This window comes from Corynebacterium simulans (assembly GCF_001586215.1).
In the GTDB taxonomy this organism is placed as follows: Bacteria; Actinomycetota; Actinomycetes; order Mycobacteriales; family Mycobacteriaceae; genus Corynebacterium; species Corynebacterium simulans.
Window position 1 is genome coordinate 2,171,687 of record NZ_CP014634.1, and the last position, 26,329, is coordinate 2,198,015.

26 protein-coding genes and 1 pseudogene are annotated in these 26,329 nt (G+C 59.9%); 11 read left to right on the top strand and 16 right to left on the bottom strand.

The window, feature by feature from the left end; genetic code table 11:
* Positions 1 to 4: 4 nt before the first annotated feature.
* Genes holA through WM42_RS10180 form a run of 3 tightly spaced genes read left to right on the top strand, consistent with a single transcriptional unit; the run spans position 5 to position 1,966 of the window.
* Positions 5 to 952, top strand: a complete 948-nt coding sequence (gene holA, locus WM42_RS10170) for a DNA polymerase III subunit delta (protein ID WP_179294328.1) — start codon at positions 5 to 7, stop codon at positions 950 to 952.
* Between the two features lie 10 nt (positions 953 to 962).
* Positions 963 to 1,331: an ankyrin repeat domain-containing protein gene (locus WM42_RS10175; RefSeq protein ID WP_061924057.1), complete on the top strand. Its 369-nt coding sequence runs from the start codon at positions 963 to 965 to the stop codon at positions 1,329 to 1,331.
* Positions 1,328 to 1,966, top strand: a complete 639-nt coding sequence (locus WM42_RS10180; RefSeq protein WP_061924054.1) for a LysE family translocator — start codon at positions 1,328 to 1,330, stop codon at positions 1,964 to 1,966. The genes WM42_RS10175 and WM42_RS10180 overlap by 4 nt, the downstream gene beginning before the upstream one ends.
* Here WM42_RS10180 and WM42_RS10185 read toward each other — a convergent pair.
* From WM42_RS10185 to WM42_RS10200, 4 genes are all read right to left on the bottom strand, one after another.
* The gene (locus WM42_RS10185) at positions 1,953 to 3,191 is read right to left on the bottom strand and encodes a type II restriction enzyme (RefSeq protein WP_062037872.1); all 1,239 of its coding nucleotides are present in this window, start codon (positions 3,189 to 3,191) and stop codon (positions 1,953 to 1,955) included. The genes WM42_RS10180 and WM42_RS10185 overlap by 14 nt on opposite strands.
* Positions 3,178 to 4,020 carry a DNA adenine methylase gene (locus tag WM42_RS10190; RefSeq protein ID WP_201057375.1) on the bottom strand — a complete coding sequence of 281 codons (843 nt, stop codon included), beginning with the start codon at positions 4,018 to 4,020 and terminating at the stop codon, positions 3,178 to 3,180. Before WM42_RS10190 ends, WM42_RS10185 begins: the two co-directional genes overlap by 14 nt.
* Before the next feature lie 124 nt (positions 4,021 to 4,144).
* Positions 4,145 to 4,408: a 30S ribosomal protein S20 gene (rpsT, locus tag WM42_RS10195; protein ID WP_062037875.1), complete on the bottom strand. Its 264-nt coding sequence runs from the start codon at positions 4,406 to 4,408 to the stop codon at positions 4,145 to 4,147.
* Positions 4,409 to 4,593: 185 nt separating this feature from the next.
* A complete protein-coding gene (locus WM42_RS10200) occupies positions 4,594 to 5,133 on the bottom strand; it encodes a type II toxin-antitoxin system PemK/MazF family toxin (RefSeq protein WP_062037877.1) in 540 nt (179 codons plus the stop codon).
* An 18-nt stretch (positions 5,134 to 5,151) separates the two neighbouring features.
* Here WM42_RS10200 and lepA point away from each other — a divergent pair, with 18 nt between their 5' ends.
* The 3 genes from lepA to WM42_RS10215 all read left to right on the top strand — a co-directional run bounded on the left by lepA (position 5,152) and on the right by WM42_RS10215 (position 9,679).
* Complete coding sequence (lepA, locus tag WM42_RS10205) at positions 5,152 to 7,002, top strand: translation elongation factor 4 (RefSeq protein ID WP_062037880.1); 1,851 nt, start codon at positions 5,152 to 5,154, stop codon at positions 7,000 to 7,002.
* A 161-nt stretch (positions 7,003 to 7,163) separates the two neighbouring features.
* The gene (locus WM42_RS10210) at positions 7,164 to 8,279 is read left to right on the top strand and encodes an HNH endonuclease (RefSeq protein WP_062037883.1); all 1,116 of its coding nucleotides are present in this window, start codon (positions 7,164 to 7,166) and stop codon (positions 8,277 to 8,279) included.
* Between the two features lie 53 nt (positions 8,280 to 8,332).
* Complete coding sequence (locus WM42_RS10215; protein ID WP_062037886.1) at positions 8,333 to 9,679, top strand: M20 metallopeptidase family protein; 1,347 nt, start codon at positions 8,333 to 8,335, stop codon at positions 9,677 to 9,679.
* Positions 9,680 to 9,849: 170 nt separating this feature from the next.
* Here the strand turns inward: WM42_RS10215 and WM42_RS13880 are convergent.
* Positions 9,850 to 10,407 (bottom strand): annotated as a pseudogene (locus WM42_RS13880) (CPBP family glutamic-type intramembrane protease); the annotation flags it as partial.
* Between the two features lie 65 nt (positions 10,408 to 10,472).
* On the opposite strand from WM42_RS13880, the gene WM42_RS10220 reads away from it, so the two are divergent.
* Positions 10,473 to 11,576, top strand: coding sequence for a sensor histidine kinase (locus tag WM42_RS10220; RefSeq protein WP_062037889.1), 1,104 nt, complete (start codon positions 10,473 to 10,475; stop codon positions 11,574 to 11,576).
* On the top strand, positions 11,546 to 12,178 hold the full coding sequence (locus WM42_RS13090) for a response regulator (protein ID WP_082787683.1): 633 nt from the start codon (positions 11,546 to 11,548) through the stop codon (positions 12,176 to 12,178). Before WM42_RS10220 ends, WM42_RS13090 begins: the two co-directional genes overlap by 31 nt.
* Here the strand turns inward: WM42_RS13090 and WM42_RS10225 are convergent.
* Positions 12,075 to 12,881, bottom strand: coding sequence for a PrsW family glutamic-type intramembrane protease (locus WM42_RS10225; protein WP_062037892.1), 807 nt, complete (start codon positions 12,879 to 12,881; stop codon positions 12,075 to 12,077). The two genes, WM42_RS13090 and WM42_RS10225, sit on opposite strands and share 104 nt — an antisense overlap.
* Entirely contained in the window at positions 12,881 to 13,324 is a 444-nt protein-coding gene (locus WM42_RS10230; RefSeq protein ID WP_062037895.1) for a hypothetical protein, read from the bottom strand. Before WM42_RS10230 ends, WM42_RS10225 begins: the two co-directional genes overlap by 1 nt.
* A gap of 54 nt (positions 13,325 to 13,378) precedes the next feature.
* Here WM42_RS10230 and WM42_RS10235 point away from each other — a divergent pair, with 54 nt between their 5' ends.
* The 3 genes from WM42_RS10235 to WM42_RS13775 are packed head-to-tail and all read left to right on the top strand — an operon-like array spanning position 13,379 to position 15,476.
* Positions 13,379 to 14,665, top strand: a complete 1,287-nt coding sequence (locus WM42_RS10235; RefSeq protein ID WP_235591254.1) for a sensor histidine kinase — start codon at positions 13,379 to 13,381, stop codon at positions 14,663 to 14,665.
* Complete coding sequence (locus WM42_RS10240; protein WP_061924020.1) at positions 14,662 to 15,288, top strand: response regulator; 627 nt, start codon at positions 14,662 to 14,664, stop codon at positions 15,286 to 15,288. Before WM42_RS10235 ends, WM42_RS10240 begins: the two co-directional genes overlap by 4 nt.
* A gap of 53 nt (positions 15,289 to 15,341) precedes the next feature.
* Positions 15,342 to 15,476, top strand: a complete 135-nt coding sequence (locus WM42_RS13775) for a hypothetical protein (RefSeq protein ID WP_256366449.1) — start codon at positions 15,342 to 15,344, stop codon at positions 15,474 to 15,476.
* Here the strand turns inward: WM42_RS13775 and WM42_RS10245 are convergent.
* The 9 genes from WM42_RS10245 to WM42_RS10285 all read right to left on the bottom strand — a co-directional run bounded on the left by WM42_RS10245 (position 15,450) and on the right by WM42_RS10285 (position 26,306).
* Positions 15,450 to 17,132 carry an FUSC family protein gene (locus WM42_RS10245; protein ID WP_062037898.1) on the bottom strand — a complete coding sequence of 561 codons (1,683 nt, stop codon included), beginning with the start codon at positions 17,130 to 17,132 and terminating at the stop codon, positions 15,450 to 15,452. The genes WM42_RS13775 and WM42_RS10245 overlap by 27 nt on opposite strands.
* A gap of 13 nt (positions 17,133 to 17,145) precedes the next feature.
* On the bottom strand, positions 17,146 to 18,546 hold the full coding sequence (locus WM42_RS10250) for an ATP-binding cassette domain-containing protein (RefSeq protein WP_062037901.1): 1,401 nt from the start codon (positions 18,544 to 18,546) through the stop codon (positions 17,146 to 17,148).
* Positions 18,543 to 19,346 carry an ABC transporter permease gene (locus tag WM42_RS10255; RefSeq protein ID WP_062037904.1) on the bottom strand — a complete coding sequence of 268 codons (804 nt, stop codon included), beginning with the start codon at positions 19,344 to 19,346 and terminating at the stop codon, positions 18,543 to 18,545. The genes WM42_RS10250 and WM42_RS10255 overlap by 4 nt, the downstream gene beginning before the upstream one ends.
* The gene (locus WM42_RS10260; RefSeq protein WP_201057377.1) at positions 19,343 to 20,272 is read right to left on the bottom strand and encodes an ABC transporter permease; all 930 of its coding nucleotides are present in this window, start codon (positions 20,270 to 20,272) and stop codon (positions 19,343 to 19,345) included. The genes WM42_RS10255 and WM42_RS10260 overlap by 4 nt, the downstream gene beginning before the upstream one ends.
* Complete coding sequence (locus tag WM42_RS10265) at positions 20,269 to 21,753, bottom strand: ABC transporter substrate-binding protein (protein WP_062037907.1); 1,485 nt, start codon at positions 21,751 to 21,753, stop codon at positions 20,269 to 20,271. The genes WM42_RS10260 and WM42_RS10265 overlap by 4 nt, the downstream gene beginning before the upstream one ends.
* Before the next feature lie 53 nt (positions 21,754 to 21,806).
* Positions 21,807 to 22,559 carry a GntR family transcriptional regulator gene (locus WM42_RS10270; RefSeq protein ID WP_061924001.1) on the bottom strand — a complete coding sequence of 251 codons (753 nt, stop codon included), beginning with the start codon at positions 22,557 to 22,559 and terminating at the stop codon, positions 21,807 to 21,809.
* A gap of 130 nt (positions 22,560 to 22,689) precedes the next feature.
* Entirely contained in the window at positions 22,690 to 23,682 is a 993-nt protein-coding gene (locus WM42_RS10275; protein WP_061925768.1) for an LLM class flavin-dependent oxidoreductase, read from the bottom strand.
* A gap of 70 nt (positions 23,683 to 23,752) precedes the next feature.
* The gene (gene brnQ, locus WM42_RS10280) at positions 23,753 to 25,102 is read right to left on the bottom strand and encodes a branched-chain amino acid transport system II carrier protein (RefSeq protein WP_062037910.1); all 1,350 of its coding nucleotides are present in this window, start codon (positions 25,100 to 25,102) and stop codon (positions 23,753 to 23,755) included.
* A gap of 88 nt (positions 25,103 to 25,190) precedes the next feature.
* Positions 25,191 to 26,306, bottom strand: coding sequence for a MalY/PatB family protein (locus WM42_RS10285; protein WP_062037913.1), 1,116 nt, complete (start codon positions 26,304 to 26,306; stop codon positions 25,191 to 25,193).
* Positions 26,307 to 26,329 lie beyond the last annotated feature (23 nt).

The window sequence follows — 26,329 nt, forward strand, 5'->3', positions numbered from 1 at the left end:
TCCTATGAATCAGGTCCATCTCATCCTTGGCGACGACGAATTCCTCACCGAACGTGCCCGCCTTTCCATCCAGAAGGCGGCCGGGGAGGGAGTCGAGGTGGTCCGCCTCAAGGCTTCTGAGGTCTCGGAGGGGGAAATCGCCATGGCGACCAGCCCTTCCCTGTTTGGTGATAACCGCGTCATCGTCATCAGCGACGTCGAAAAGGTGGGCAAGGAACTCACCCAAATCCTCCTTAAGGCCGTCGCCGATCCAGGCCCCGGCATGACCTTGGTGCTCATCTACAGCGTGACGGCCAAAACTCTCAAAGGCAAGAAGAGGCCACCAGAGCTCGTTGCCAAGCTGCGCAAAGTAGGCGAGGTGCACGAGGTGTTCTCGCTCTATCCCAACGAGCTGGGTACCTGGGCCACCCGCGAGTTCGCCTCGCACGGGGTACGGCCAACCCCCGACGTCGTCCAGGCCGTGCTCGATGGCGTGGGCTCCGATCTGCGTGAGCTGGCCTCGGCGATTTCCCAGCTGGTCTTCGATACCAACGGCAACGTCACCCGCGAGGCCGTGCACAACTACTACGTCGGCGTGGCTGAGGTGGCGAATTGGGACATCGCCGACGCCGCCGTAGCCGGGCGCGTGGAAGCCGCCGTCTCCACGTGCCGGCGCGCTCTCCAATTAGGTGCCTCGCCCGTTGCCATCTCGGCGGCGCTGGCGAATAAGGTAGGCGCAATCGCCAGGCTCTATTCCGCCCGCGGCGACCAATACTCTTTGGCCAAGGCAACCGGCCTTGCTCCTTACGTGGTGAAGCTGACTCACCCGGTGGCGCGCCGCTGGTCGGAGGATTCCGTGAACAAGGCAGTGGTGCTCATGGCCGAGCTCGATGCCGCAGTCAAAGGCCAAGGCGGCGACGAAGAGTTTGCGGTAGAGGCCGCTGTGCGTAGAGTAGCCGAGCTTGCGCGATAAACTATTTCGCATGGAAGACATCCAAGAGTTTGCCTCGAAGCTTTTTGATTTCGCACGCAATGGCGACGGCACGTTGCTGGAGTACATCGCCCAAGGCGTGAACCCGAACATGGTCAACCAGGACGGCCAGTCCTTCGTCATGTTGGCGGCATACAACGGCCATGCGGAGCTCGTGACCAAGTTAGCTGCCGCAGGCGGAAACGTGAACCTGCTCAATGACCGCAATCAATCCCCGCTGGCAGGCGCAATTTTTAAGAAGGAAGATGCGGTGATCGAAGCCCTCTTAGCAGCCGGTGCCGATCCGCAGGCCGGCCAGCCTAATGCCTTGGATTCTGCCCGCATGTTCGGCCGCGAAGATTTGATCGAGCGCCTTTCATGAGCTGGTCCGCGTTTGCGTTCCTCATCGCCATGAACATGGTGGGCGCCCTCGCGCCGGGACCAGACATCGTACTGGTGACCCGTTACGCCACCCGCTCGCGCAAGCATGCGGTTGCGGCCGTCACGGGCACTCAGGTCGGCGTGCTTTTCTGGTGCACGCTCACGGTGTTCGGCGCGGCGGCGTTGCTGACCGCATTCCCGGGGCTGCTCCGCTTCATTCAGGGCATCGGCGGCTGCTTCCTCATCTGGATGGGCCTGCAGAATGTTCGCACGGGCCTGGCGCAGCGCAAACAGCCGGCGTTGAACTTAGACGAGGCGGTATCGCGGTTGGGTAGTGTCAAGCAAGTCTTCCGCACAGGGCTTTTCACCAACCTTTCGAACCCGAAAATCGTGCTCTACTTGGCGGCGATGATCGCGCCTTTGCTGCCGCCGCACCCGCCGCTGTGGCTGGCCGCGGGGCTCGTGCTGAGCATGGGCATTTCCAGCTACTTGGTCTTCGTGACCGTTGCAACGGTGATTTCCACCAACGCTATCCGACGCCGCCTTCTTGCCGCCGGACCCATCATCGACATCGCTTCGGGTTGTTTCTTCGCCGTGGCCGGTGTGGGCCTAATTATTGCCGCTATAACAGGCTAAGTTGCTGCGGCGCGAAAAGCTCTGCCACCCACTGCGACCACGCCACCACGGTTTGGGCGCGGCGGGGAAGCGTAGAACCAGAGATATTTAGGTCGGCCGCCTCCATGATGGCCACGGCTTCTTCCTTGCTCAGCATGCGCTGCTTCTCAGCCACGGCGGCCACCATCTCGTGGAAGACAGGCCGGCTAGCTAGCGCCTCGATGAGCTGTAGGTTGCGCCCGTCGCGGGTATCGGCCAGCTCGATTCCCTCGACCAGCTCATCCTCGATGCGCATCAGGCCCAAGTAACGGCCGGCATTCAAGTAATAGTCAGCCTGGCGGTGGCTAAACCCAAAGCGCTCGGGAATCTCCGCCTTGGGTAGTGGCAGCATCTCCCAGAGGCTGACCACGCGCGCAAAGGAATCGGCCTGGGGAAAGGGAATCTCCGCCTCGCGTGGGCTGCTGCGCCGTAGGACTGCCTTGACGGATTCGGTGTTGAGCTCGGATTCGCCGAGCATATAACGTGCGGCGGCCTCGAGCTGGATGCTGCGGAAATCCTCCGCATCGCTGAAACGATAGCGATACAGGTGGAAGATGCCGTTGGAATAGACCAGGTATACCGGCACAACTTCCTTTCCCAGCTGTTGGCTAAAACGCCGGAAAGGCAGATAAAGCTGGCGAATGTTGAAATCGGGCGAGATGTGATTCTTGCACTCGATGAGCACCAGGCACTCGGGCGCCTCAAACCCGCCGTCTATTTCCATCTGCGCACGGTCCACCACGAGCTCCTCGCCGCGCAGGCGCATGCTGACGGTGCCGGTGGACATGCGCCCGGCCACGGTGGCATGCAGCTTATCGACGCCCAGGAAATCCTGCAGCACTCCCGCAATCACCGCGGCATTGAGCACGAGGGTCTCGGAGCTTAAATTGTCGAAGTCAAGCGATTCAACCCCTTGCGGAACGGGCAGCGTCTTAAGGGGCGTCACGGTCTCCGGAAAAGGCTCGTAGACGTCGAAGTTGCCCACGACGTATCCATCGCGCCGGATGGGGAAGATGCTTAAATTATGCTCCTGGAAAATCTCCGGACGGGAAGCGGAAAAGTCATGTTTGGCCAGAAGGCGCGGCTCTCGGCCGCCCTTTTCTTTGAGCTGTTTGGCGCTAAATTCCACGAAGCCTTCGCGTTCGATGCGTGCCAAGGTCTCAGCGTCGAGGATGCGCTGCCATGCGACGTCGTTAAGCCGCGCCATAGTTACGCACCAATACTTCGTCGACTTTGCCGCGCTTGGATGCCACGGAATTGATGGCGCGGGTGGCCCCTACGATGTCTATCTCGTAGGCGGAATAGATCTCCTGGATGAAATCCGTGGCGGAGTTCGATAGCAGGAACTTCACGCCGGCTGCGTCGAGTTTGTCGCAGACTTCCTTAAGGCGGAGCTGATCCTCGCGGCCGAAGCCGCCGGACTGGTACCCGGTGAAGTTGCTTGTGGGATTGACTGGGTCATAGGGAGGATCGAGGTAGACAAAGTCCCCCTCTTTGGCGTCTTGCAAGATGGCGGCATAGTCACCGGTGTGGAAGGAAACCTCGTTGTCATTGAGGTACCTCGATACCCCGCGCAGGGTCTCTTCGTCACAGATGGCGGGGTTGGCGTAGCGGCCGAAGGGGGAGTTGAACTGCCCGGCATTATTGACGCGGTAGAGGCCGTTGTAGCAGGTCTTGTTCAGGTAGATGGTGCGCGCGGCGCGCTCGGTGCGCGTCATGTGTGCGAAGGAGGAATCGCGGTCTTTGCCGCGCATCTCGTAGAAGAAGTCTTCCTCGTTGGGGTAGGTGCTTAGCAATGAGATGAGTCCGTCAACATCGTCGCGCACGGTCTCGTAGACGTTGATGAGCTCAGAGTTGAGATCGTTGACCGTGGCTTTTTCCGGGGTCAAAGAAAACAGCACCGCGCCGCCGCCCAAGAAGGGCTCGTAGTAATGGTTAAACACCGGCAGGGCAGCGTGGATTGCGGGCAGGAGCTGGCGCTTTCCGCCGACCCACTTGAGGAGCGGCTTGATGGTGTGCTGCTTGGCAAGACTCATAGCTCAAAATCCTAGCGTGCCCACCGGACACGTTCGAAAATCAGTGCGGATCTTTCGGATTGGAGATTAAAAAAATGCCCTCCCTCTTGCGAGGAAAGGCATTAACAGTCAGGCTTTAAAAAGCTTAGGCCATCTTGTTGAAGGCGTTAGCCATACCGGACTTCTTGTTGGCAGCCGTGTTGCGGTGGAAGACACCCTTGGACACGGACTTGTCCAGTGCGCGGGAAGCAACGCGGAGCTGCTTCTCCGCACCTTCCTTGTCGCCTGCGGTGACAAGCTCGCGGAACTTGCGGATCTCGGTGCGGACTGCGGAACGAACAGCCTTGTTGCGCTGACGTGCCTTCTCGTTGGTGAGAATGCGCTTCTTCTTGGACTTGATGTTTGCCATTTGAATTACCTCTTGGAATCGAAAGTGATTGAACTGCAACCAACCTGCCGGACATGTCCTGCATCTGAATTAATGCGCGGCGTTGATGTTCGATGAGCGGACCCAAGGTCCTGACCGCCCCGACCAACGCGCCCGGAAAGTAAGTAACCTAGAAGAAGTTAGCAGGAGCTGGGGTAAAACCCAAATCACGCCCAGTGATAGCGGGAACGCAAACGGTTGGCGATGCGCTCAAAGCGGCGCTCCGGGAAAAGAGTGCCTTGGCGGCGGCATTCTTCCTCAGAGATTTCGAGGATGCGATCAAGGCGTACCCAGCACTGCCTGCCGCTTTCGTCCCACTCGCCAGTGCCGATGTCGAGCCATTCTTCCTCGTGCGCGTGGTTTGGATTTGGGGAGATCAAAAGCCCCAAAACAGTGGTGCGCGTGCGGGAGATGATGAGCACGGCGCGTTCGTGCGGCGGTGATTGCTTGCCGTCGGAAGGCGCCCAGACCCACACCACCTCGCCGGAATCGGCCTGGCCATCCATGTCAGGGGAGAAGCAAACGGTGCGCGGATGCGAGGAGGTGGTTTCGATGCGAATCTTTGCTGCTTTGCGGGGTTCACGGTGCTCAGCAGCATTATTCATGCCTAGCCTGTTGGATATGTGAGCAAGGCCGACGTCGACTGGCTCGCGTTCTGCGATGCCAAGCGCCTGCCTTAAGCGGGTAAGTGGGTTGCCGCTAGTCATGTCGACTATTGTAGACGCATGTCTAAAAACTTTGCGGCCACTACGTTTACGGATCTTTCCCAGATTCGAAACTTCTGCATTATCGCCCACATCGACCATGGCAAGTCGACGCTGGCTGACCGCATCCTGCAGTTCTCGCAGGTCGTTGACGCGCGCGACATGCGCGATCAGTACCTCGACAACATGGATATCGAGCGCGAGCGCGGCATTACCATTAAGGCTCAGAACGTGCGTCTGCCCTGGGTTCCGCGCACCGGTGAGCATGCGGGCGAGGAGTTCGTCATGCAGATGATTGATACGCCGGGCCACGTGGACTTTACTTACGAGGTCTCCCGCGCGCTCGAGGCATGTGAGGGCGCTATTTTGCTTGTCGACGCCGCCCAAGGCATCGAGGCGCAAACCCTCGCCAACCTTTATCTGGCGATGGAAAATGATCTGGAGATCATCCCGGTCCTCAATAAGATTGACCTCCCCGCTGCGGATCCGGAGAAGTACGCCCTCGAGATCGCCAACATTATCGGCTGTGAGCCGGAGGACGTCCTGCGCGTGTCCGGCAAGACGGGCGAGGGCGTCGAGGAGCTGCTCGATAAGCTCGTGGATTTGGTGCCAGCGCCAACCACGGATGCGCCTGCCGACGCCCCCGCGCGCGCCATGATTTTCGACTCCGTCTATGACACCTACCGCGGCGTCGTCACGTATATCCGCATGATGGACGGCAAGCTGACCCCGCGTCAGAAGGTCACCATGATGTCCACGGGTGCTAATCACGAGCTGCTGGAGGTGGGTATCGTCTCGCCGACCATGCGCAAGTGCGAGGGCTTGGGCCCGGGCGAGGTTGGTTACCTGATTACGGGCGTGAAGAATGTGCGTGAGACCAAGGTGGGTGACACCGTTACCTGGGCAACCAACGGCGCCGAGGAGCCGCTGAAGGGTTATGCGGACCCGAACCCGATGGTCTATTCGGGCCTTTTCCCAATCTCCCAGGCGGACTTCCCAGACCTGCGCGACGCACTGGAAAAGTTGCAGCTTAACGACGCCTCCTTGACCTTCGAGCCAGAGACCTCCGTTGCTCTGGGCTTTGGCTTCCGCTGCGGCTTCTTGGGCCTTTTGCACATGGAAATCACGCGCGATCGCTTGGAGCGCGAGTTTGGCTTGGACCTGATTTCCACCGCGCCTTCTGTTACCTACCGCGTGGTTGCAGAAGACGGCGCCGAGTCCCTCGTGCACAACCCTTCGGATTGGCCGAGCGGCAAGTTGCGCGAGGTCTACGAGCCAATCGTGAAGATGACCATCATCGTGCCGGAGCAGTTCGTGGGCCCAACCATGGAGCTGTGCCAGTCCAAGCGCGGCCAGATGGGCGGCATGGATTACCTCTCTGAAGACCGAGTAGAGCTGCGCTACACCATGCCTTTGGGTGAGATTATCTTCGACTTCTTCGACATGCTGAAGTCTCGCACCAAGGGTTATGCTTCGCTGAACTATGAAGAGGCGGGGGAACAGCTGTCTGATCTGGTCAAGGTGGATGTTCTGCTCAACGGCGATCCGGTCGACGCCTTCTCTGCCATCGTTCACCGCGATTCGGCGCAGTGGTACGGCAACAAGATGACGAAGAAGCTTAAAGAGCTCATTCCGCGCCAGCAGTTCGAAGTCCCGGTCCAGGCCGCCATTGGCTCCAAGATCATTGCGCGTGAGAATATCCGCGCTATGCGCAAGGACGTCCTGGCGAAGTGCTACGGCGGCGATATTTCTCGTAAGCGTAAGCTGCTGGAGAAGCAGAAGGCTGGTAAGAAGCGCATGAAGTCCATCGGTTCGGTATCTGTTCCGCAGGAAGCGTTCGTGGCGGCGCTTTCTACCGACGGTGAGGGCTAATACTGCGCTTATCGACGTCCCCGGGGCTGGGGCAGCCGGGGGACTAATTTTTCGAACACTCTTGCGGATGTCCGGGGTGTATTATATCTTGGGTTTGTACAGCTTGGAGGGGAAGCTGACCGGCATCGCCGGATAATAGAAAATAAACCTAGGAGACTTCGATGGACGGACCTTACTTCGCTCCACTGAATCCAAAGAACCAGGCCGGGCAGGCTTTTACGGAAAGCAATCGCCTCAACTGGCTCGCACTGCAATCGATCATTCCACAACCTGGCGACGACGCTGACCTAGCCTTCAACGACGTCTCACGCAGCCTCGGCATCACTTCCTATAAAGCCGAACATCTTTACTACGGCATCCGCAAACTTTCTTTTCTACCGAAACTTACTCGTCTCAATAAGCTCGATTGGTTCCTTGATTTTGACCGAATCCTCGCCGTCGGCAGGGCTCTACAAGGCGTCGAGGAGCGTGTCCTGCCTCATATCGACGACGCCTTGGAGGAATTGTTTACGCCCAGCCGCGCAAACCAGCGCCTGCCGGAGGCTTCGCGCATCCGCAGCGTAATTTCTGATGTCCTTTCTTTGCACAATTGTTTGAAGGGCGAAGACGAAGAAGAACGTGACCGCTATAAACTCGAGCGTCATGCAGGCCGCGGGGAGTTTACCGCCAACCTTGACGCCGTGACCGCCGAAAAAATCGATCGCGTCGTCCGCAAACGCGCCGCGGACGAAGGAATTTCCTTCGCTCGCGCACTTGCTTCCTGCGTGCTCGAGCCAGTTGAGCAAAAGGTCGTGATTAACCTTTTCCAGCAGGCAGAAACCACCCTCGCGTTTGCTCCGGGCTATGGCTACGTTATCCCGCCTGCAGATGCCTCCTATCGCAACATCGCGCCAGCACAGACCGAGACTTATCGTCCCACCGCCGGCATTCGCGCCTTCGTGGAGGCCCGCGATGGAACCTGCCGCGGCCCGGGATGCAGCAAGCCAGCCCACCGCAACCAGCTCGACCACCGCGTTCCCCATGGCGAAAATGGCCCAACTTCCACCGATAACTTGGTCAGCCTCTGCCAGCACTGTCACAACATCAAGACTGATGGCCGTGCCTTCTACATCATGGACCCAATTACCGGGGAGATTTATTGGCTCTTCGAAGACGGCCGCTGGGAATCCAATTCTCCAGAGGGCGTGCTCGTGCCAGACACCGCGAACTGGCGCCAAACCGTTGCCCAAAGGATGGAAGCCTGGGAAGCGAGAGGAGGGGTACTCTCCTTTGCTTGATACGGGGTAGGTCCCATGTAGGCTCGATGGTCAAACCCGGGAAGGATTGATTCATGGAACCCATTAAGAAGAAGGCACCTCGCCAAGGCCAGCAGCTTCCACCGTTGCCAGTTACCGCTGCCAAGATTGGTGAGCGCACTGCCAGTGAGGTGTTCTTGGAGGAAGGCCAAAAGCTTTTACCGCAGCTGCAGGAATTCCGGCGGGATATGCACCAGAACCCGGAAATCGGGCTCGAGCTTCCACGGACACAAAAGAAGGTTCTCGAGGCGCTCAAAGGCCTGCCGTTGGAGATTCAGGTCGGTCAGGATTTAAGCTCCGTGGTCGCGGTCCTTCGCGGCGGCAAGCGCGGCCCACGGCCGGTTTCTGTGCTGCTGCGCGCGGACATGGATGCCTTGCCGGTCCGTGAGCAGACGGGCGATCCTTTCGCTTCCACCAACGGCTTGATGCACGCGTGCGGCCACGACCTTCACACCGCGGGGCTCATCGGAGCGGTGAAGTTGCTGTGCGCGCAGAAGGAGCACTTGCTTGGCGACGTCACTTTCATGTTCCAGCCCGGCGAAGAAGGCCCCGGTGGTGCGCTCCCGATGATCGAAGAGGGCGTCCTCGATGCGGCGGGGCGTCGTCCGATTGCCGCTTATGGCTTACATGTCGGCCCGCAGGATCGTGGCACTTTCCACCATATTTCCGGGCCCATGATGGCATCATCGTCGAATCTGAAGATCACTGTCTATGGCAAGGGCGGCCACGGTTCGCGGCCGCATGACGCCATCGATCCCGTCGCAGCACTGGGGGAGATTCAGATGGCCTTGCAGGTTGCACTGACTCGCCGCTTCGACGCTAACGAGCCGATCGTCATCACGGTGACTAATCTGCGCGCTGGCGACGGCGCCATTAACGTCATCCCTGATCACGCCATGCTCGGCGCCACAGTGCGCGTGCTGCGCGACGAAAAGATTGAGCAAGTGCGCCAGATGGTTGTGGAAGTGGCCAGTTCTGTCGCGGCGTCGCATAGATGCACCGCAAAGGTGGATTTCGAGGTTCTGTATTCCGCAACCAAAACCAACCCGCGCGAGAATCAATTTGCCGCGACGCTGTGGGGTGGCATGTTCGGAGCAGAAAATGTCATTCCGATGGAAACACCCATGATGGCTTCGGAGGACTTCGGCGGCGTACTAGCGCAGGTACCTGGCACCTTCATGTGGTTCGGCACCGTCAATCCGGATACCCCGGAGCACCTGCGCGAGTGGAATCATTCGCCGCTGGCAAGGTTCGATGATTCGGTGCTCGGTGACCAAGCCGCAGCACTCGCCGCCGTAGCCTTTGAGCGCTTGGCTGCCGAAGACGCGCATCCTTCGCCGGCAACAAGAGTGATGCGCTCTGCGGTGGAGGGCGTTGAGTAGTACAAGATTGCCGAGATAACAATGCAGGTCAATGCGCTGAGCAGGGTTTGGCCCCACCCCACATTCTCAGCGTTAACGTCCACATAGCCCAAGATGCCAGCAGTAAAGAAGACGAAGTTATTGCACGCATGAATCACGCATCCGTACTCGATTCCGTTCGTTATCACTGTGAGTACGCTTAGACAGACGGCGAATACAAAGATGTCAACAAGTCCGATCCAGTTATAAGTATGGCCTGCCACAAATAGCGGAATCGAGGGCAAATAGGCCAACCACGGCGAGCGCAGCCACCGGCCGAATACCTGGGGAAGCAGACTGCGAAAGATAACTTCCTCCGTCACTGACTGCAGCGGCACCAAGATGACCGCCAGCCCCAGCATCAATAGAGCGTTTGGAGCACGGGAGAATCCATTTCGGAGAATCGGAAGAAAGCTCAACAGCGTAACGGGCAACGACACGAGAAGGGCGCGCCGGGCATAATGCCACCGAAACCGACCATCGCCTGACCACACCTTACCGGGCCGGCGTCGGCAAAAGGCGCCTGGGAGGAACACAATGATGGAGAGCATCATGATGCAAAAAGGTAGCGGCGCGTTCATGTCGTCGAGATTTGAGTCTGGCGCGAAAATTGCGTAACCGATCATGAGCGCGACGAAGAGCACGGCGCTCAGCACCGCCCAAAAGAAGAAGTAAAGGATCGGGCGTTTTAAACAGCGATGAAAAGTCATGACTAAACAGTCGCTGGTAATTAATCATCCTTAAGAATGAGTTTGCGGCCTTTAAGGTATGAATCATGACTAGGAACCGTTGGCAGGTAGCTTTCATCGTCGTGCTCTGCGTCCTAGGCGGGTGCTGCTTTGGACTGATCGGTATCGGCATCGACTTAGAAGACATGGGGTTGCCCAACATCGAGCCGCAAACCGATAGAGCCTATGCCGGCTTCGTTTGCTTGAGTTTCATCGCCGGGATGGTTTCGTGGGGTTTGCTGCCATGGGCCATTTCTCATGATCCGCGGGAGCTGGAGAAATCTGACTTCCCAGGAACGCGGAAGACCTTCGTCTGCGGGGTTGCCGTGATTGCTTGCGGCTTTTCTTATTTTGCCGTGCTATCTCAGCTGGTGGCCATGGTGTCCATGACATCGCGGAGGTCCGTGAAGTGGTCGGTGGCGGCAGTTGTGGCGTCGCTTAGCTATCTCGCTGTCTATCCTCTCAACCCTGCGAGTGAGTTCGAAGGCTGGTTGGAATTTGGCATCGTTCCAGTACTCGTAATCGTGCTTCTGATCGGCATGCAGCGCGGCAAGAACCGCGAGAAGCAACAGAATCTACAGCGCGAAATTCGGGAAGAGATAGCGCGTGACATGCACGATTCACTGTCACATCGGTTGTCGCTGATTGCCGTGCATGCAGGGGCATTGTCTTTTCAGAATGGGCAGGTTCCCAAGGAGTATTCCGCGGCGGCGGAGACGATTCGCCAAGAAGCGAATGCTGCAGTACAGGATCTGCGCGCTGTGCTTTATGCTCTGCGGCAGGAGGCAGCAGAAGATCCACGAGCAAGCATTGAAACGCTCATTCGAGATGACAACGTTAAGCTGCTCTATTCCACTGATCCAGGCATAGTAGAAAGGCTCGATACCTTAGGCCAGCACACGTTGTATCGAGCGGTCCAGGAGGCAGCCACCAATGCCCGCAAGTACGCGCGGGGAAAGCCGGTGCTTTTCGACGTCGCCAAGCGCGGCCCCAATCTCGTACTCACCGTAACCAACGCGCATACGGGCCCAGTGGGGCGTGGTTTTGGGCTGCGGGGTCTGGCTGAGCGCGCGGAACTTATCGGAGGAGAATTTCGGATGCTGGAGGGAGATGAATTCGGATGGGAATTGCAGCTGCCGACGAAGCGCTAAAGGTGGTGTTGGTCGATGACGAGGCGCTATTGCGCAGTGGCCTGCGGCTCATGCTGGCCAATGCCGGCATCAAGGTGGTGGGGGAGGCCTCTAATGGCAAGGATGCGATAGCAGTGGTGCTGGACGCGCTTCCCGACGTCGTGCTCATGGACATTCGCATGCCCGTCATGGATGGTATCGAGGCGCTGGGGAAGTTGTCGGCGTCGATTCCCGTGGTGATGTTAACCGCTTTCGATACCGACGAATTTATTGTCGATGCGCTCCAAGCCGGTGCCGTTGGATTCCTATTGAAATCGACGCCACCGGAAGCGCTTGTTGCTGCCGTTCGCGCGGCTGCGGCAGGCCAACCGATGCTCAGCCGTGAGGTACTTGAACGCCTGCTCTCCCCGCGGCCAAAGCGGAAGAACAGGCGGTTGGCGCACCTTAGCGACCGCGAGATGGAGATTGCGGAGCTGGTGGCAGATGGGTTAAGTAATCAACAGATTGCGCAGCAGCTTTTTATTTCGCTACCGACAGTAAAGACTCACGTGCAGAAGATTTTGAAGAAACTCGGCGGGACGAGCCGCGTTCACGTCGCGATTGCCGTACTTGGCGGACGATAAACCAGAGCGACGCGATCCAGATTGCCCCCACTACCACTAAAGTTGCAATGGGCAGCCAGAGGCTGTCCGGGAAGGTGGCATCCAGCGAGGGAAAGAGGTTCGTGAAGAAGTGAACCGTGACGCCGCCCATCCAACCGGCGAGTGCGCGGCCACGGGCCAAGCCATATGCCGCGATGCCGGTAAAGAGGGAGTGTGCGAAGGTGCAACTCATAAACCTGATGAGCACCCCAGTAGTTGCGCCCATGAGATCTGAGTCGAGGTCTTTCAGCGTTAGGTGTGCGATGAAGGTGCAATCCTCTACGAGCGCAAAGCCCATGCCTACGGCGATACCGACGTAGACGAAGTCGCGAGTGCGTTGGGGCTTAATGAAGTAAGTACAGATGAGCAGAACACCAATGAACTTCAGCGTCTCTTCAGTAATTGGCGCGAAGCCAGCGGCATCTAGCCACTGCAACTGCAGTTTTTCCAAGATGGTGGTGAAGTGCGAGTTGAAGAAGACAGCCGGGCCGGTGCACGCCGCGCCCCAGAGCATGCCTAGGGCCGTGCCGCGGTGGCCTCGGAACGCGAGCCAGGAGGCACAAGTCCAGATCACCACATGGATGAGTGCAGCGATGAGGCTGGCGGTGACGTAAGACTGGTTAAACTCGAAGTGCACGGAGTAAGCGAGACCCGCGGTAGCGAGCACATAAAATAGGTATTTCATTATTTGACCTCCATTTTGTCTGCATAGCGGGCGGCGTCAGGCCCCTCGAGATGGAAGAACAGCTTCTTATCGTCGGAGTCGTACAGGACGGTTACCTTGTCGCCTTCGTCGAGGCGATAGAGATTTTTCTGAGGCTGACGTACCGGGGCATCCGAGAGGAAAGGGGTATCGAGAATATAGCGGTGCTTTCGTAGTAACGAAGTCTCAGGTTCCCCGAAGGTCTGGGCGGGGTCAGCGCCGATGGTGGTATCCCCGCATTCCCATCGGGGGGAGTCGTTAAGATATGTCGGGCTTTGCGCGCATTCCAGATCGGTGATGGCGACATCGTGGAAGGCGACGGCGCTCGTCGGGGTAGTGGGCTCAGGCAGCAGTGCGCTTGCCACAGGCACTGCCACGAAATACGCAGTAGCTGCAGCTAGGGCTGTTAATACTTTCTTGTCCATGTCTCCGACGCTACGGAGAATGGCTATGCGTTAAATCCACCCCAGGGTGGATTTGTGGCTCTAGGCCTCCTACTACTGTGGGTGGAGATGAGTACGGCACAGTCGAAGATTAAGAACTGGATTGAAAAGCAGCGGCATGCCACCTACCTCAACACGTTAAACGGGGTAACGCGGTGGCGGCGTGCCGCCATCGTCGCCGTGTGTGTGTTGGCTGATATAGCCACGATGGGGGCGATGCTCCTGCGCTTCGACGAGCGCTCTGGCAATTCGTGGGATGATCGCATCCTTACTGAGGCCGTTATTGGGACGTCGGTGAGCATCCTCACCTGGGTCTTGCTGGCCTTTGCGCTGCGGCACGTGCCGCGGGAGTTTAGCATTTACGAACGCTATCCTGGTCCGGTCTCCGCGCTGGTCAGCGCGGTGATCATTTGCGCTTCGGCGGGACTGCATCAGTTATCACTGACAGTCTTCGTTGCCTATGTTTCTCTGGTCTCGCGTGGAAGCAAGCGCTGGACATTGGTAGCAACGGCGGTGCTCACCTTAAGTTATGGCGTCAAGATTTATAAGCCGGACTCTTTCGAAACCGTGCCTATGGCGTTGTTCGGGTATGCCTTTTTCTGGGCCGTGTTGGTTCTATCAGGGCTGTTGATAGGCGTCGCGCGCCATAGTCGCCGCCAACGTCAGGCCACGCTGGTGGCGCGCGCGGAGCTGAATAAACAGACCCTGGAAGCAGAAAACGAAAAAGTTCGCCAGGATGAGCGCAACCGCATCGCCCGTGATATGCACGATTCGCTCTCACATCGGCTAAGCCTTATCTCTGTATATGCCGGTGGACTGGCGTACCGGAAGGATTTGCCGCCGGAGCAGGTGGCGGAATCCGCTACGACTATCCAAAAAGAGGCCGAGCAGGCGGTGACCGATCTGCGGCAGGTCATTCGCTCTTTGCGTATCGATGATCGAATTGACCCGCGCACCAGCATCGACGATCACGTAGTGCGGGCGCGCGCCGCCGGTGCCAAGGTCACGCTTGAGTACCGCGATAATTGCTTAGATAAGATTTCGACTATGGGTGTTCATACGTTGAGCCGTGCCGTGCAAGAAGGCCTGACGAATGCGCGCAAGCATGCGCCAGGGCAAAAGATTGCGATCGAGGTAGCCCAAGATGGTGCTTTGGCTCGGGTGACGATGCGCAACCGGAAGGTAGAGGGGGCGTCGGCAAACGGCGGCGAGCATGGGCTTATCGGAATGCGCGAACGCGCACGCTTGGTGGGAGGGCGCCTAGACGTAGAAGATGGCGAAGAGTTTAGCTGGAGCCTGTATTTGCCAATGGAGGAACGATGATTTCTGCAGTGCTTGTCGACGACGAGGAGCTGCTGCGCCGCGGCATCCGTCTGATTCTAGAGGGCGCAGGCGACATCGAAGTGGTGGGCGAGGCCAGCAATGGGCGCGATGGCGTGCAGCTGATTACGCAACAACGCCCGGATATTGTGCTGATGGATATCCGTATGCCGGTCATGGACGGGATTGAGGCGGTGGCGCAGCTGAAGACAGCCGTGCCCGATATTCCTGTGGTGATGCTGACGGCCTTCGATACCGACGAATTCATCGTCGATTCCTTGCACGCGGGAGCGATGGGGTTTCTGTTGAAGGCCACGGGGCCTGAGGCATTAGTCGCCTCAGTGCGGGCGGCTGCGCAGGGCCAGCAGCTGCTTAGCCCAAAAGCGCTGCAGAACCTGCTGGCGATTCCGCATGCTCAGCCGCAAGAGCCGCTCGTCCTGGCGGATTTGAGTGCGCGCGAAAACGAGGTGGCGCAGCTGGTTGCGAAGGGGCTGGACAATAATGAAATCGCGGAGCAGCTTTATGTCTCTGTGGCCACGGTTAAGACGCACATCAAGCACATCTTGGAAAAGATTGGCGGCACGAACCGCGTGCATATCGCGATTGCGGTGCTGGAGCAGCGCTAGCTTATCCGCTAGTATCGGGGAATCAGAGTTTCTAATGGATTGGATTGCCACGAATGCAACTGCCAAATTTTGATGATTCTTCGTACGATGTCGCAGACGCCGAGTTGCTATCGGCTTTTGAGGTCTTTGAGCGCATCGAAGAGCATGTGCTCGATAAATCTCTACTTTTCGAAGTCTATTCGCGCTAGGGATACCAGTGCGTTGATGTCACCCGGAACCTCGTCCGGGTGAATTGAGCAATAATCCAAGATGAAATAGCCCGCATGCTGCAGGGCAAGGTGGCGCTGCCAGAAATCACCCACGTGTTGCGGGTGGTTGACTGCAATGGACTGGATGGAGCGGCGCTCAGAAAGCAGCTCGTACTGCAGGTCGCGGCGAGCGGCCAGGGACTCGTCGGGGGTCGAGAAAAGTAGTGCGCCCAGCAGGCTGGTGATTGCTTCCTGGCAGCGGACCTGCAGACGGTAATGGTTGGTCAGCTGGGCACGCGGCTTCCATAGCCAGAGCACCAGCAAGGAAAAGACCACCGACAGCGCGATCTCACAGATGCGGGAGAAGGCCGTGAACGCCAAGTGATCGGCCGTATGGCCCATGAGCAGCGCCAGCGGCGTGGAGAAGATGACGCAGATGGCGTAGTTCTTGACCACGAAGATCTCCGCGCAGAATTGGCAGGCAGCGAGCGCGAGCAGCAGCGTCCAGCTTTCTAATCCGAAGGACGCAATGAGGTAGAACACGCACACACCGAGCAGCGAGCCCACCATTCGCTGCAATCCGCGGATGGTGCCGGGCACGTGGTCCGGGCCCCACTGCAGAAGAAGCAGCACGGAAACTGCGCCCCAGTCCGGGCGGTCTAGGCCCAGTGCAAGGCCCACGAGCGTGGTGGCGATGGCCGCAAGCAGAATCTTTTCTACCGTCACCACCGCATGCGAGTTGCCCACCGACGCGCGGTAGATGCGGTAGCGCATCGTCGGCTTGGTGTGCGGGATGGCGGTGCGGTTTGGGTCGACGTAGGTCGGGGAGTCAGAAAGCTCATCCGAGTTGGCAGAGAGATCCAGCGACTGGTTGTGCTGCACGATGCGGTTCTGCGCGGCAAGGGCACGCTCCACGAGGTGGCCTTGTGATGCTTGGACGACGCGGCCGCCGCGGACGATACCGGCGTCGGAAAGCGCTTGCCACGTATTCGCCAGCGCCGTCTGTGCCTGATGGTGGCGTGCCAAGACGTCGGTTGTGGAGTTCTCAAAGGCGGCAGCGGCCTTCTCTAGGGTCGCGACAGTGCGGGTCTCCGGACCGTGCGGGGAATGGAAGCGAGGCAGCATGCCCAGGCAGTACGCAGCGATGACACCCGCAACGGACCACGCAGCGACCGCAAAGGGGGTGATGTCGGTGCGCGCGAGCATGGTGGAGCCGCCGCCGACCATCACTACGAAGAAGGAACCCGGCGGCGGCAGGCGTAGCGCATTCTGCAGGAAGGCGCCGAGCGCGCCAATGGAAATAGCAAAGGCCGCAGACAGCAAAAGCCACCAGTGTCCGTGGCCCGGGGCGAAGACGAGCTCACCCACCAGCGAACCAACGGTAGCGGCCAAGGTAAGGAGCACGCCCGCAGTGAGAATCACCCAACGGCGGGTGCGATAGGGGTGCCCCTCGCCGTAAATGACGGACATCGCGCCCGCGGTGACCAACAGCACGGCGTCGGGGTGGCCGGTGAGGATGGCGAGCGCGCCGGGAATGGCGATGGCGAGAGCAGCACGCATCGCGCCCGGCCAGCGAGTCACCGAAGAGTTGTAGGCGGTGAAAAGCTCTAGCGGGCGCGGGCGTTGCGGTAGGGGATGCTCAATCAATTCGCTCATATCGCGGCATACGTTACCCCTGCGCAGCCTCTAGAAGCGACTTGGTATACGGGTGCTGTGGGGCGGACCATACTCCGCGTTCGATCAGCTCACCATGGTGGATGACAGTCAGACTGGAACACACTTGCTTGACCACACCCAGATCATGCGAGATGAACACCAGCGTTAGGCCGTAGCTTTCAACGAGCTTCCCAAGCAGCTCGAGGACCTGGGCGCGCACGGAGACGTCGAGGGCGGAGACCGCTTCGTCGGCGAGGAGGATGTCCGGGTTGCCGATGACCGCGCGGGCAATCGAGATGCGCTGGCGCTGGCCGCCGGAGAACTCGTGGGGGAAGCGGTCCAAGGCATCCTCGTCGATGCCGACCTCCGCCAAGATTTTCGCAATCTCGGCACGCGTGACCTGTGTGGGCGAGCCCTCAGCCACGATCTTCCAGATCGGCATGCGCGGATTGAGGGAACCTTGCGGGTCCTGGAATACCATCTGCACGCGGCCTTCCACCTTCACGGACCCGGAGGTCGGCTGCTCAAGGCCGGTGATGAGCTTGAGCAACGTCGTCTTACCGGAGCCGGAGCTGCCGACGACGCCGATGCGCTCGCCCTTGCGTACTTCGAGGGAGACGTCGGAAAGCGCAGTAGTGGAGCCGTAAGCCTTGGTGACGTGGTCGAGGGAAATGACAACCTCGCCGAGCTTCGGCTCAGTGGCGGCCGGCTTGGACTGGGAGGCCGCGATGAGGTGCTTGGTGTACGGGTGCTGGGGGTTGTCCAGCGCCGCGCCGGATTCGACGATCTGGCCGTCCTGCATGACCAACGTCTCAGGGCACATGCGGCGGATGACGCGTAGGTCATGGCTGATGAACAGCAGCGCGGTGTTGTGACGCTGGGTCAGTTCCATGATGAGGTCCAGGATGCCGTCTTGCGTGGTGGCATCGAGGGCCGTGGTGGGCTCGTCGCAGATGAGCAGCTTGGGGTTGCGGGCCATGGCCATGGCAATCATTACGCGCTGGCGCTGGCCGCCGGAAAGCTCGTGCGGGAAACGCGAGGCAAGGGCCGGATCGAGGCCTACCTCGTTGAGCGCCTCAGCAGACGCGCCGGCGTAGCGCAGCTGCTTGCTCACGCGCATGAGCGGATCAAGCGCGCTCATCGGCTCCTGGAAGACCATCGCCATGTCGGCGCCGCGCAGCTTGCGCACCTGGCGGTCGCGCAGGCCCACGAGCTCGCGTCCGCCAAGCTCGATGGAACCCTCAGCGTGGAGGTTCTTTGGCAGTAAGCCCATGATGGACAGCGCGGTTAGGGACTTGCCGGAGCCGGACTCACCGATAATGCCGAGGCTCTCGCCGGCATCCAAGGAAAAGTTCAAAGGGCCGACGAGCGTTTTATCGCCGTTATGGATGCGAAGGTCGGTGACGGTAATCATCGCTTGCCTCCTTTCAGGCGGGGATCGAGGATGTCGCGCAGGGCGTCGCCAAGCAGGTTAAAGCCCAGCACCGTGGCGGCGATGGCAAGGCCCGGCCAGAAGGCCTGCATGGGATGGCTGGCCAGCAGGGACTGGGAATCTTGCAGCATGCGGCCCCACGACGCGGTGGGCGGGGTGGTGCCGAGACCCAGGTAGGAAAGGCCGGCCTCGGCGAGGATCGCGAGTGCGAAGTAGACGGAGGACTGCACGATGATAAGCGGGGCGATGTTAGGCAGGATATGGCGCACCGCGATGGTGGGCGCTGGAACTTTGGACACGCGCGCCGAGGCGATGAAGTCCTGCGTGACCACCTGCAGGGTGCCAGAGCGTGCCACGCGGGCGAAGGAAGGGATTCCCGCGATGCCGATGGCGATCATGGCCGAAATCGTCGACGGACCCCATACCGCGCCGGCGATGATGGCCAGCAGCAAGGCAGGGAAAGCCAGCAGCAGATCGGAGCCACGCATGATGAGGGAGTCGAGGATGCTATTGCGGCGCATGCCCGCCACCACACCGAGCGGAACGCCGACGAGCGCGGCAATGCCGACGGCGATGACGCCCACGAAGAGCGTGATGCGTGCGCCGACCATCAGGCGTGAGGCGATGTCGCGACCAAAGCGATCGGCGCCGAGGAGATGCTCAGCGGAGCTGCCCGCCAGCAAATCGGGCGAGGCGATGTTCGGGGCATAAGGCGTCCAGAAAAGGGAGACCGCCGCGAGGAGGGCGGTGATACCGACGAGAACGAAACCCAACTTCTTCATCGCTTCTCCTTCAAACGCGGATCGATTACGCGGTAGGCCAAGTCGGTGGCCAAGTTGATGGCCAATGTGAAAAAGACCAACAGCATAACCAGGGTCTGCACGGTGGTGAGATCGCGGTTGGACACGGCGTCGAGAAGCATGCTGCCCAGGCCCGGAATGACGAAGACGGACTCGATGACCACCGCACCCACAATCAGCGTGGTCAGCTGCAGGCCCGTGACCGTGAGCACCGGCAGGGCCGCATTGCGCAGGCCGTGGCGGCGCAGCGCCTCCGCGTGGGATAGACCCAGCGCGCGGGCGGTGCGGATGTAATCCTGGTCCATCACATCCACGATGGAGGAGCGCACGTAGCGGGTGAGCATCGCACCCTGCACCAAGGCCAGGGAGATCACTGGCATGATGAGGCGGGCGATAAAGCCACCGAAGTCCTGGTCCGGCGGAATCCAGCCATTGGCCGGCAGCCAACCCAGCCGCACCGCGAAGAAGGCCACCATGATGATGCCCACGAGGAAGCTTGGGATCGCGATGCCAATCTGGGTCAGTGCCGAGACGAACGTGTTGCCCGTGCGCGCCAGCCACATGCCAATCGGCACGGCGCCGGCGAGGGCCAAGAGGATCGCCAGCCCCACCAAGATCAGCGAGACCTGCGCGCGGTCAACCACCAGCGGAGTGATGTCCTGTTGGGAGGCCAGGGAGGTGCCGAAGTTGCCGCTGAGCAGGCCGCCGACCCAATCGAAGTACTGCGTCAAAAGCGGGCGGTCGAGGCCCAAGGCGGTGGTCAGCTCGGCGACGGCGTCGTCAGTGGCGTTAACGCCCAGTGCCACGCGCGCCGGGTTGCCCGGGACTGCGCGCATGAGCAGGAAGATGGCGATGGAGGCGGCGAACAAGGTCACCACGAACTTGGTGAGAGCCTTGAGATAGGTCACGGTGCCTCCTTGAGATCTGCCAGCTCGATGGCGTCGGTTACCTGGTTCGGGTTCAGGCCCTCGATGCCATCGCGGTAGAGGACGATGTTGGGCATGTTCATCAGCGTCAGCGCACCGGCATCGGCCATGATTTGGTTCACGGCCTTTTCCATGCCCGCGGCGTATTTGCTCTCCGGGGCGGAATCCGCAGCGGAAAGCAGGTCGCGGGTCTTCTGCGAGTCATAGCCCAGGTAATAGTCCGGGTTGCCGAAGAGCGTCGGAATATCGCGCGGCTCCACGTGGGAGACCAGGGACATTTGGTAATCCTTCGCGCCCATGACTTGGCCCAGCCAGACGGCGGGGAACTCGGCGGATTCGAGGGTGACGTCGAAGCCGACCTCAGTTAGCTGCGAGTATAAAAGCTCAGAGACGCGTTGGGCATAGGGCAGGGTCGGCGCGGTAATCGTGATGTGCGCGCCCTCGGCGCCGGCTTCTTGCAAAAGCTCTTTCGCGCGCTGCGGGGAGTAAGGGTAATAGTCCTTCTCGTTGAACCATGGGTCGGTAGGAGGTACGGGCGCGCCGCCGGTGTCCTTGGCCAGGCCGTCCCACAGAATCTGATTCGCGGCCTTGCGGTCGACGGCATAGGCCACGGCGCGGCGCACGCGTGGGTCGTCGAAAGGCGCGGCGTTGTTGTTCATGGAAAGCAGCACCTCGCCGTTGGTGGTGCCCACGGCGGTGCGGATTCCCTCGCCCAAGTTATCGAGCAGCTCTGGGGTCTGCATCGCCCAAACCACGTCGACGCCGCCGGACTTTAGGGAATTGACCGAAGAGATTGCATCGGGGAAGTACTGGATGGTCACCTGCTCTTTTGGCACCTTGCCCCAGTAATTCTGGTGCGGGCGCAGGGAGATGTATTCACCGGGCGCAAATCCGGCAAGCTCAAAGGGGCCCGTACCCACGGGCTGGGTGGCTAAATCCATGGCGTTTGGCGTCATCATCGCACCGATTGCCGTGCCCATGGACCACAGCCAGCTATTCGAGTGTTTCTTCAGCTTTACCTGCAGCGTGTATTTGTCCAGCGCCTTGGCGCTTTCTACTACCTCCATCTGCTTGGAGATGCCGTTGGTCCACTTTTCCTTCACGTTGTTGATGGAATAAGCAGCGGTCTCGGCGGTGAATTCGTCGCCGTTGCTAAATTGCACACCATGGCGCAGGTGGAAGGTATAGGTGGTGTCTTTTGCATCCCAGCTTTCGGCGAGGCCTGGCACAATCTCGTCGCCTTCGATGCGTACGAGGGTTTCGTAGACGTTGCTCATGAGTGCGGCGGGGATGGCAGCTCCACCGACGTTGGTGAAATCGAGAGAGGTAGCAGCGCCGGTTGCGGCAATGGTCAGCGAATCACTGGCGGTGGGTTTGACCGCCGTGTGTCCGGCTGAGCACGCGCTTAGCGACGCCCCGAGAACCAGCGCGCTCGCTGCACGCGCTAGGTGTACTTTCTTCATGTAAGCAGGTTAAGCGTTTCGGCTCGGTTAAGCGAATGTCCCTCGGGGGAGGGTTAGTCAGTAAGGATGACCTCAAGTGGGGAAGTAGTGCCGCGGACGTTGGTAATGCCGACCTTCATGCGATCCGCGCGCAGGAGATTGGTGGTGTACTCCACGGGGCGGCCAGCGTGATCGGAAAGCTCAATGTGGATGCGCCACAGCGGAGTGCCAGGCTCGCAGCTAAGGGCTGCTGCGTCCTCTTCGGAGGCGCAGGTAAGAGTCAGCTCGCGGTGCGCGTTATCGAATTCGACGCCTTGGGCCATCAGATGATTGTGGATGGAGCCGGAATCGGCATCGAAGTCCAAAATGTGCTTGCCCACGTGCAGCGGGAAATACATACGCTCGATGGCAACCGGCTCGCCGTCGATGCTGCGGATGCGGTGTACAAACACCACCTGTTCGTCCTCGCTGATGCGCAGGTAGCTTGCCGCCTCCTTGGGGGCAGGGCGGCGGGCGGTCCACAGGGTCTTTTGCCCAACGTTGTATCCGCGGCCGCTCAGCCAGTTGGTGATGGAGCAGATCGCGTCGAAGTTCTCCGCGGTGAAGCTGCCTAACACCACGGAGCGACGTCCGCGGCCGGAGCTTACTAAGCCTTCGGCGCGCAGGCTCGCAATGGCCTGGCGCACTGGGCCGCGGGAGGAGTTGAACTTCTCGCACAGTTCCGCCTCGCTGGGAAGAAAGTCACCCGCCTTGATGCTCTCGTCCTTAATGAGGCCGCGTAGATAGTCCGCGATCTTCTTGTGCTGCTGCACCCCGCGTGGTGGCATGCCTCCTCCTTACGTAGCGAAAATATTGGAAGCCAAATAATGGAAATGCTAATCAAGTTAAATCGAGCGTCTTAATCGCTCGAGACTAGAATATGCACAAGTTTTTAGGGGGTGTTTGGTGGGGGTATTTCTAGCCGAGTTCCCATGCATCCGCGAGCAGGTTCATGTTCTGCAGGAGGTTGTCATGACCGGTGGATTGCAGCGAGATCATCAGCTCGTCAGCTTGGGCTAGCTCCTGGAAGTCTGCGAGGTAGTCGCGCACGTGGTCGGTGGTGCCCACGGCGCTGTATTTCATCATGCCGAGAATCTGCGCGCCCTGGTGGGAGTTCTTGATCTGTTCGACTTGCTGATCCGTTAGATACTTGCCGCGGCCGGCGAAGGCCTTGACGCGGTTGAAGCACACTTTTTCATACTCGGCGTCGGCAGCCTCCTTGGTATCGGCGGCGGTGACGTTGACGCCTGCGATGACATAGGGCTCGCTGAGCGCCTCGGAGGGCTGGAAGTTATTGCGGTAATAGGCCGTGGCCTGGCGCAGGTGCGTGGGCGCGAAGTGGGAGGCGAAGGCATAGGGCAGGCCGTACTTGGCGGCCAGCGATGCTCCGAACATGGAAGAGCCCAAGATGTACAGCGGCACGTGGGTGTTTACGCCGGGAATGGCCTGCACGCCCGGGACCAAGGACTTGCCGGAGAAGTAGCCCTGCAGCTCTTTAACGTCTTCGGGGAAGCGCTCTGCTGCGTGGGCGTCGCGGCGCAGTGCGCGGCCCAGGGTGTGCATGTCTGTGCCAGGCGCGCGGCCCAAGCCGAGATCGATGCGGTTGGGGTAGAGCTCGGCCAGGGTGCCGAACTGCTCGGCCACGACGTAGGGGGCGTGGTTGGGTAGCATCACGCCGCCGGCGCCAAGACGGATGGTGTTGGTCTTGGCGCCGATGTGGGAAATGAGCACCGCGGGCGACGAGGAAGTGATCGTCGGCATGTTGTGGTGCTCGGTGTACCAGATGCGGGAGTAGCCGGCCTTCTCTGCAACTTGTGCAAGCTCGACGGAGCGAGCCATCGATTCTGCGGCGGTCTCGCCCTCGTAGATGGTGCAGAAGTCAAGCAGGGAAAGCTTTGCGCGGTTGGTCACTAATAGTCCTTAAGTTGCAGGTTGAAGTTGCAGGTTGGAAAGTGCTCTTATTTCCAACGCTACGCCCGGACTATTTATTTCGCTGTGCGAAGTCGATGCCCATGCCGATGAGGGCTGCAATCGCCGTCGGCGCGAACCAGCCAAGGCCTACGGCCTGGCCCGGTGAGACGTCCAGCAGCGGCTGGATGCCTGCGAGCCAGCCCTGGCCCGCCAGGACGGACAGCGCAGACCAGATGACCGAGGTCCACAGCGCGAGCAGGAAGGCCCAACGGAAGCGCACGGCATTCTTGACCACTGGCTGCAGCAGCGTCAGTGCAATCAGGGTGATGGCCGGCGGGTACAGGAAGGTGATGAATGGAACTGCGATGGCCAGGACGGTCTCCAAGCCCTGGAAAGCAAAGGCGATGGACAGCAGGGTAAAGAGCACGGCCCAGAAATGGTAGGTGGTCTTTGGAACCAGCTGCACGAAGAACTCAGAGGTGGCGACGATAAGGCCGACCGCGGTGGTCATGCACGCCAGGATGACGATGGCGGAGAAGACTGCCTGGCCGATGTCGCCCATGGTGGAATTCGCGGCGTCGGCAAGCAGGGTGGCGCCGGATTCATAGCTCTGACCGTTCGGGATGGTCTGGCCGATCCAGCCCAGGCCGAGGTAGATGGCGGCCAGCAGGCCGCCGGCGATAACGGCGGCGGTGATGGTGCCGGAAACCACCGGCTTGCCTTCCTTGAAGCCCTTGGACTTCAGGGAAGTGACGATGACGATGGAAAAGGCCAGGCCAGCGATGGCGTCCATGGTGTTATAGCCTTCGAAGAGGCCAGTGACCATGGCGGAAGAAGTGTAGTCCTCCGAAGGGGTGGCCGGGACGCGTTCGGCGCCGAAAGAGGCCAGGGTGATCAGGACGAAGAGCAAGATAACCAGCGCTGGGGTCAGGAACTTGCCCAGGGTGTCGATGATGCTATTTGGCTTCCACGACAAGACGAGTGCCACGAGGAAGAAGATGATGTTGTAGGTGACGTTGGCGCCGAAGCCTTCCCAGCCGAACAGCGGGGTGATGGCGGTTTCCATGGAAACTGCGCCGGTGCGTGGCAGCGCGTAGAAAGCACCGATGGCCAGGTAAGCCATGGCGGAGAATACGATGCCGAAGAATTTGCCGCCGTGGTTTCCGATATCGCGCACGGACTGACCGGAGATGGACACAGCGACGACCGCCAGGACCGGCAGCAGCACGCCGGCCGCCAAAAAGCCCAGGATGGCCGGCCAGAAGTTGGTGCCGGAGGCTACGCCGACCATGGGTGGGAAGATAAGGTTGCCGGCGCCGAAGAACATCGAAAAGAGCATCAGCGAGGCCACCACGATGGTGGTGACGGAGCCGCCCTTTTTGCCGGTCGGAGTCGCAGGTGTTTGTGTTTGTGTTGTCATATCTTCCCTCTGGTTTCCCACTATTTGGGATAACTGTCTCATAATACGTTATACGGTGGAGGGAAGTCTGGCAAATTTCTAATTGCTATTAGAAAACCTTCTCCAAACGGTCGAGTGCTTCTTTCAAGATCTCGCGAGAAGTCGCGAAATTCAAACGGGCATGGTGGCTGCCGCCGGTGCCAAAGGTCTCGCCCTCGTTGAGGGCCACCTTGGCGTGCTCGCGCAGCCACTTCGCGGGCTGGGGGTTATCACCAATCGCGGTGTCCCGGAAATCGAGCCACAGCAGGTAAGTTGCCTGCGGAACGGTGGTTTTCAGCCCCGGTATGCGCTTTGGCAGCTCCTCGACGAGCCAATCGCGGGTCTGCCGCAGATACTCAATCTCCTGGTCTAGGAACTCATAGTCGCGGTAGGCGGCCTCGGCGGCTAGCACGCCTAAAGTTCCGGTGCCGTCCTTGGCCACGCCGCTCAAGCTATTCCAGGTGGCAACGTCGCCGGCGTTAGAGAAAATGATCTGCGCGCACTTTAGCCCCGCAATATTCCACGCCTTGGACGTAGCGGTCACGGTGATGGTGCGCCTTGCGCCGGCCTCGCCCAAGGAAGCGACCGGAATGTGCTTGCCCTCGTAGACCAGAGGAGCGTGGATCTCGTCAGCGAGGATGCGCGCGTCATATTTCTCCGCCAGCGCTACCAACTTAGTGAGATAGTCTTCCTCAAAGACGGTGCCCAGTGGGTTGAAGGGATTGGCCAGCAAGATGGAGCCGGCACCCTGCTGGAAGGCGCGCTCGATGTCTGCGAGATCGAGAGTGGTCTCAATCTTTTCGCGGCCGGCGGCTTCCGGCAGTTCCAAAAGCGGCGGATAGGAAGGTACCGGAACCACTACCGGGGAATCCGGCCGCGTGAAGTAGTTCAGTGCCAAGAAAAGGCCCCGGACTACATCGCCGATCCAGAAGATCTGCCGCGGGTTGGGGCGCCAGCCGTAGCGCGTCTCATAAAAGTCAGCCACGGCGTCATTAAGCCCGGCCGACTTCGGCGAGGGGGTATAGCCAAAGGTCTCGGCATCCACGGCGCGCTGGATTGCATCCTTGACCGCAGGAGAAGTTTCAAAATCGGACTCTGCAATCCACAGCGGCAGTACGTCATCGCCGTACACCGTCCACTTCCGGGTGCCGCGGGCTTGTAACTTTTCTAGTGATGGAAACTGCATAAGCCCCACACTAGCGCGGGGCA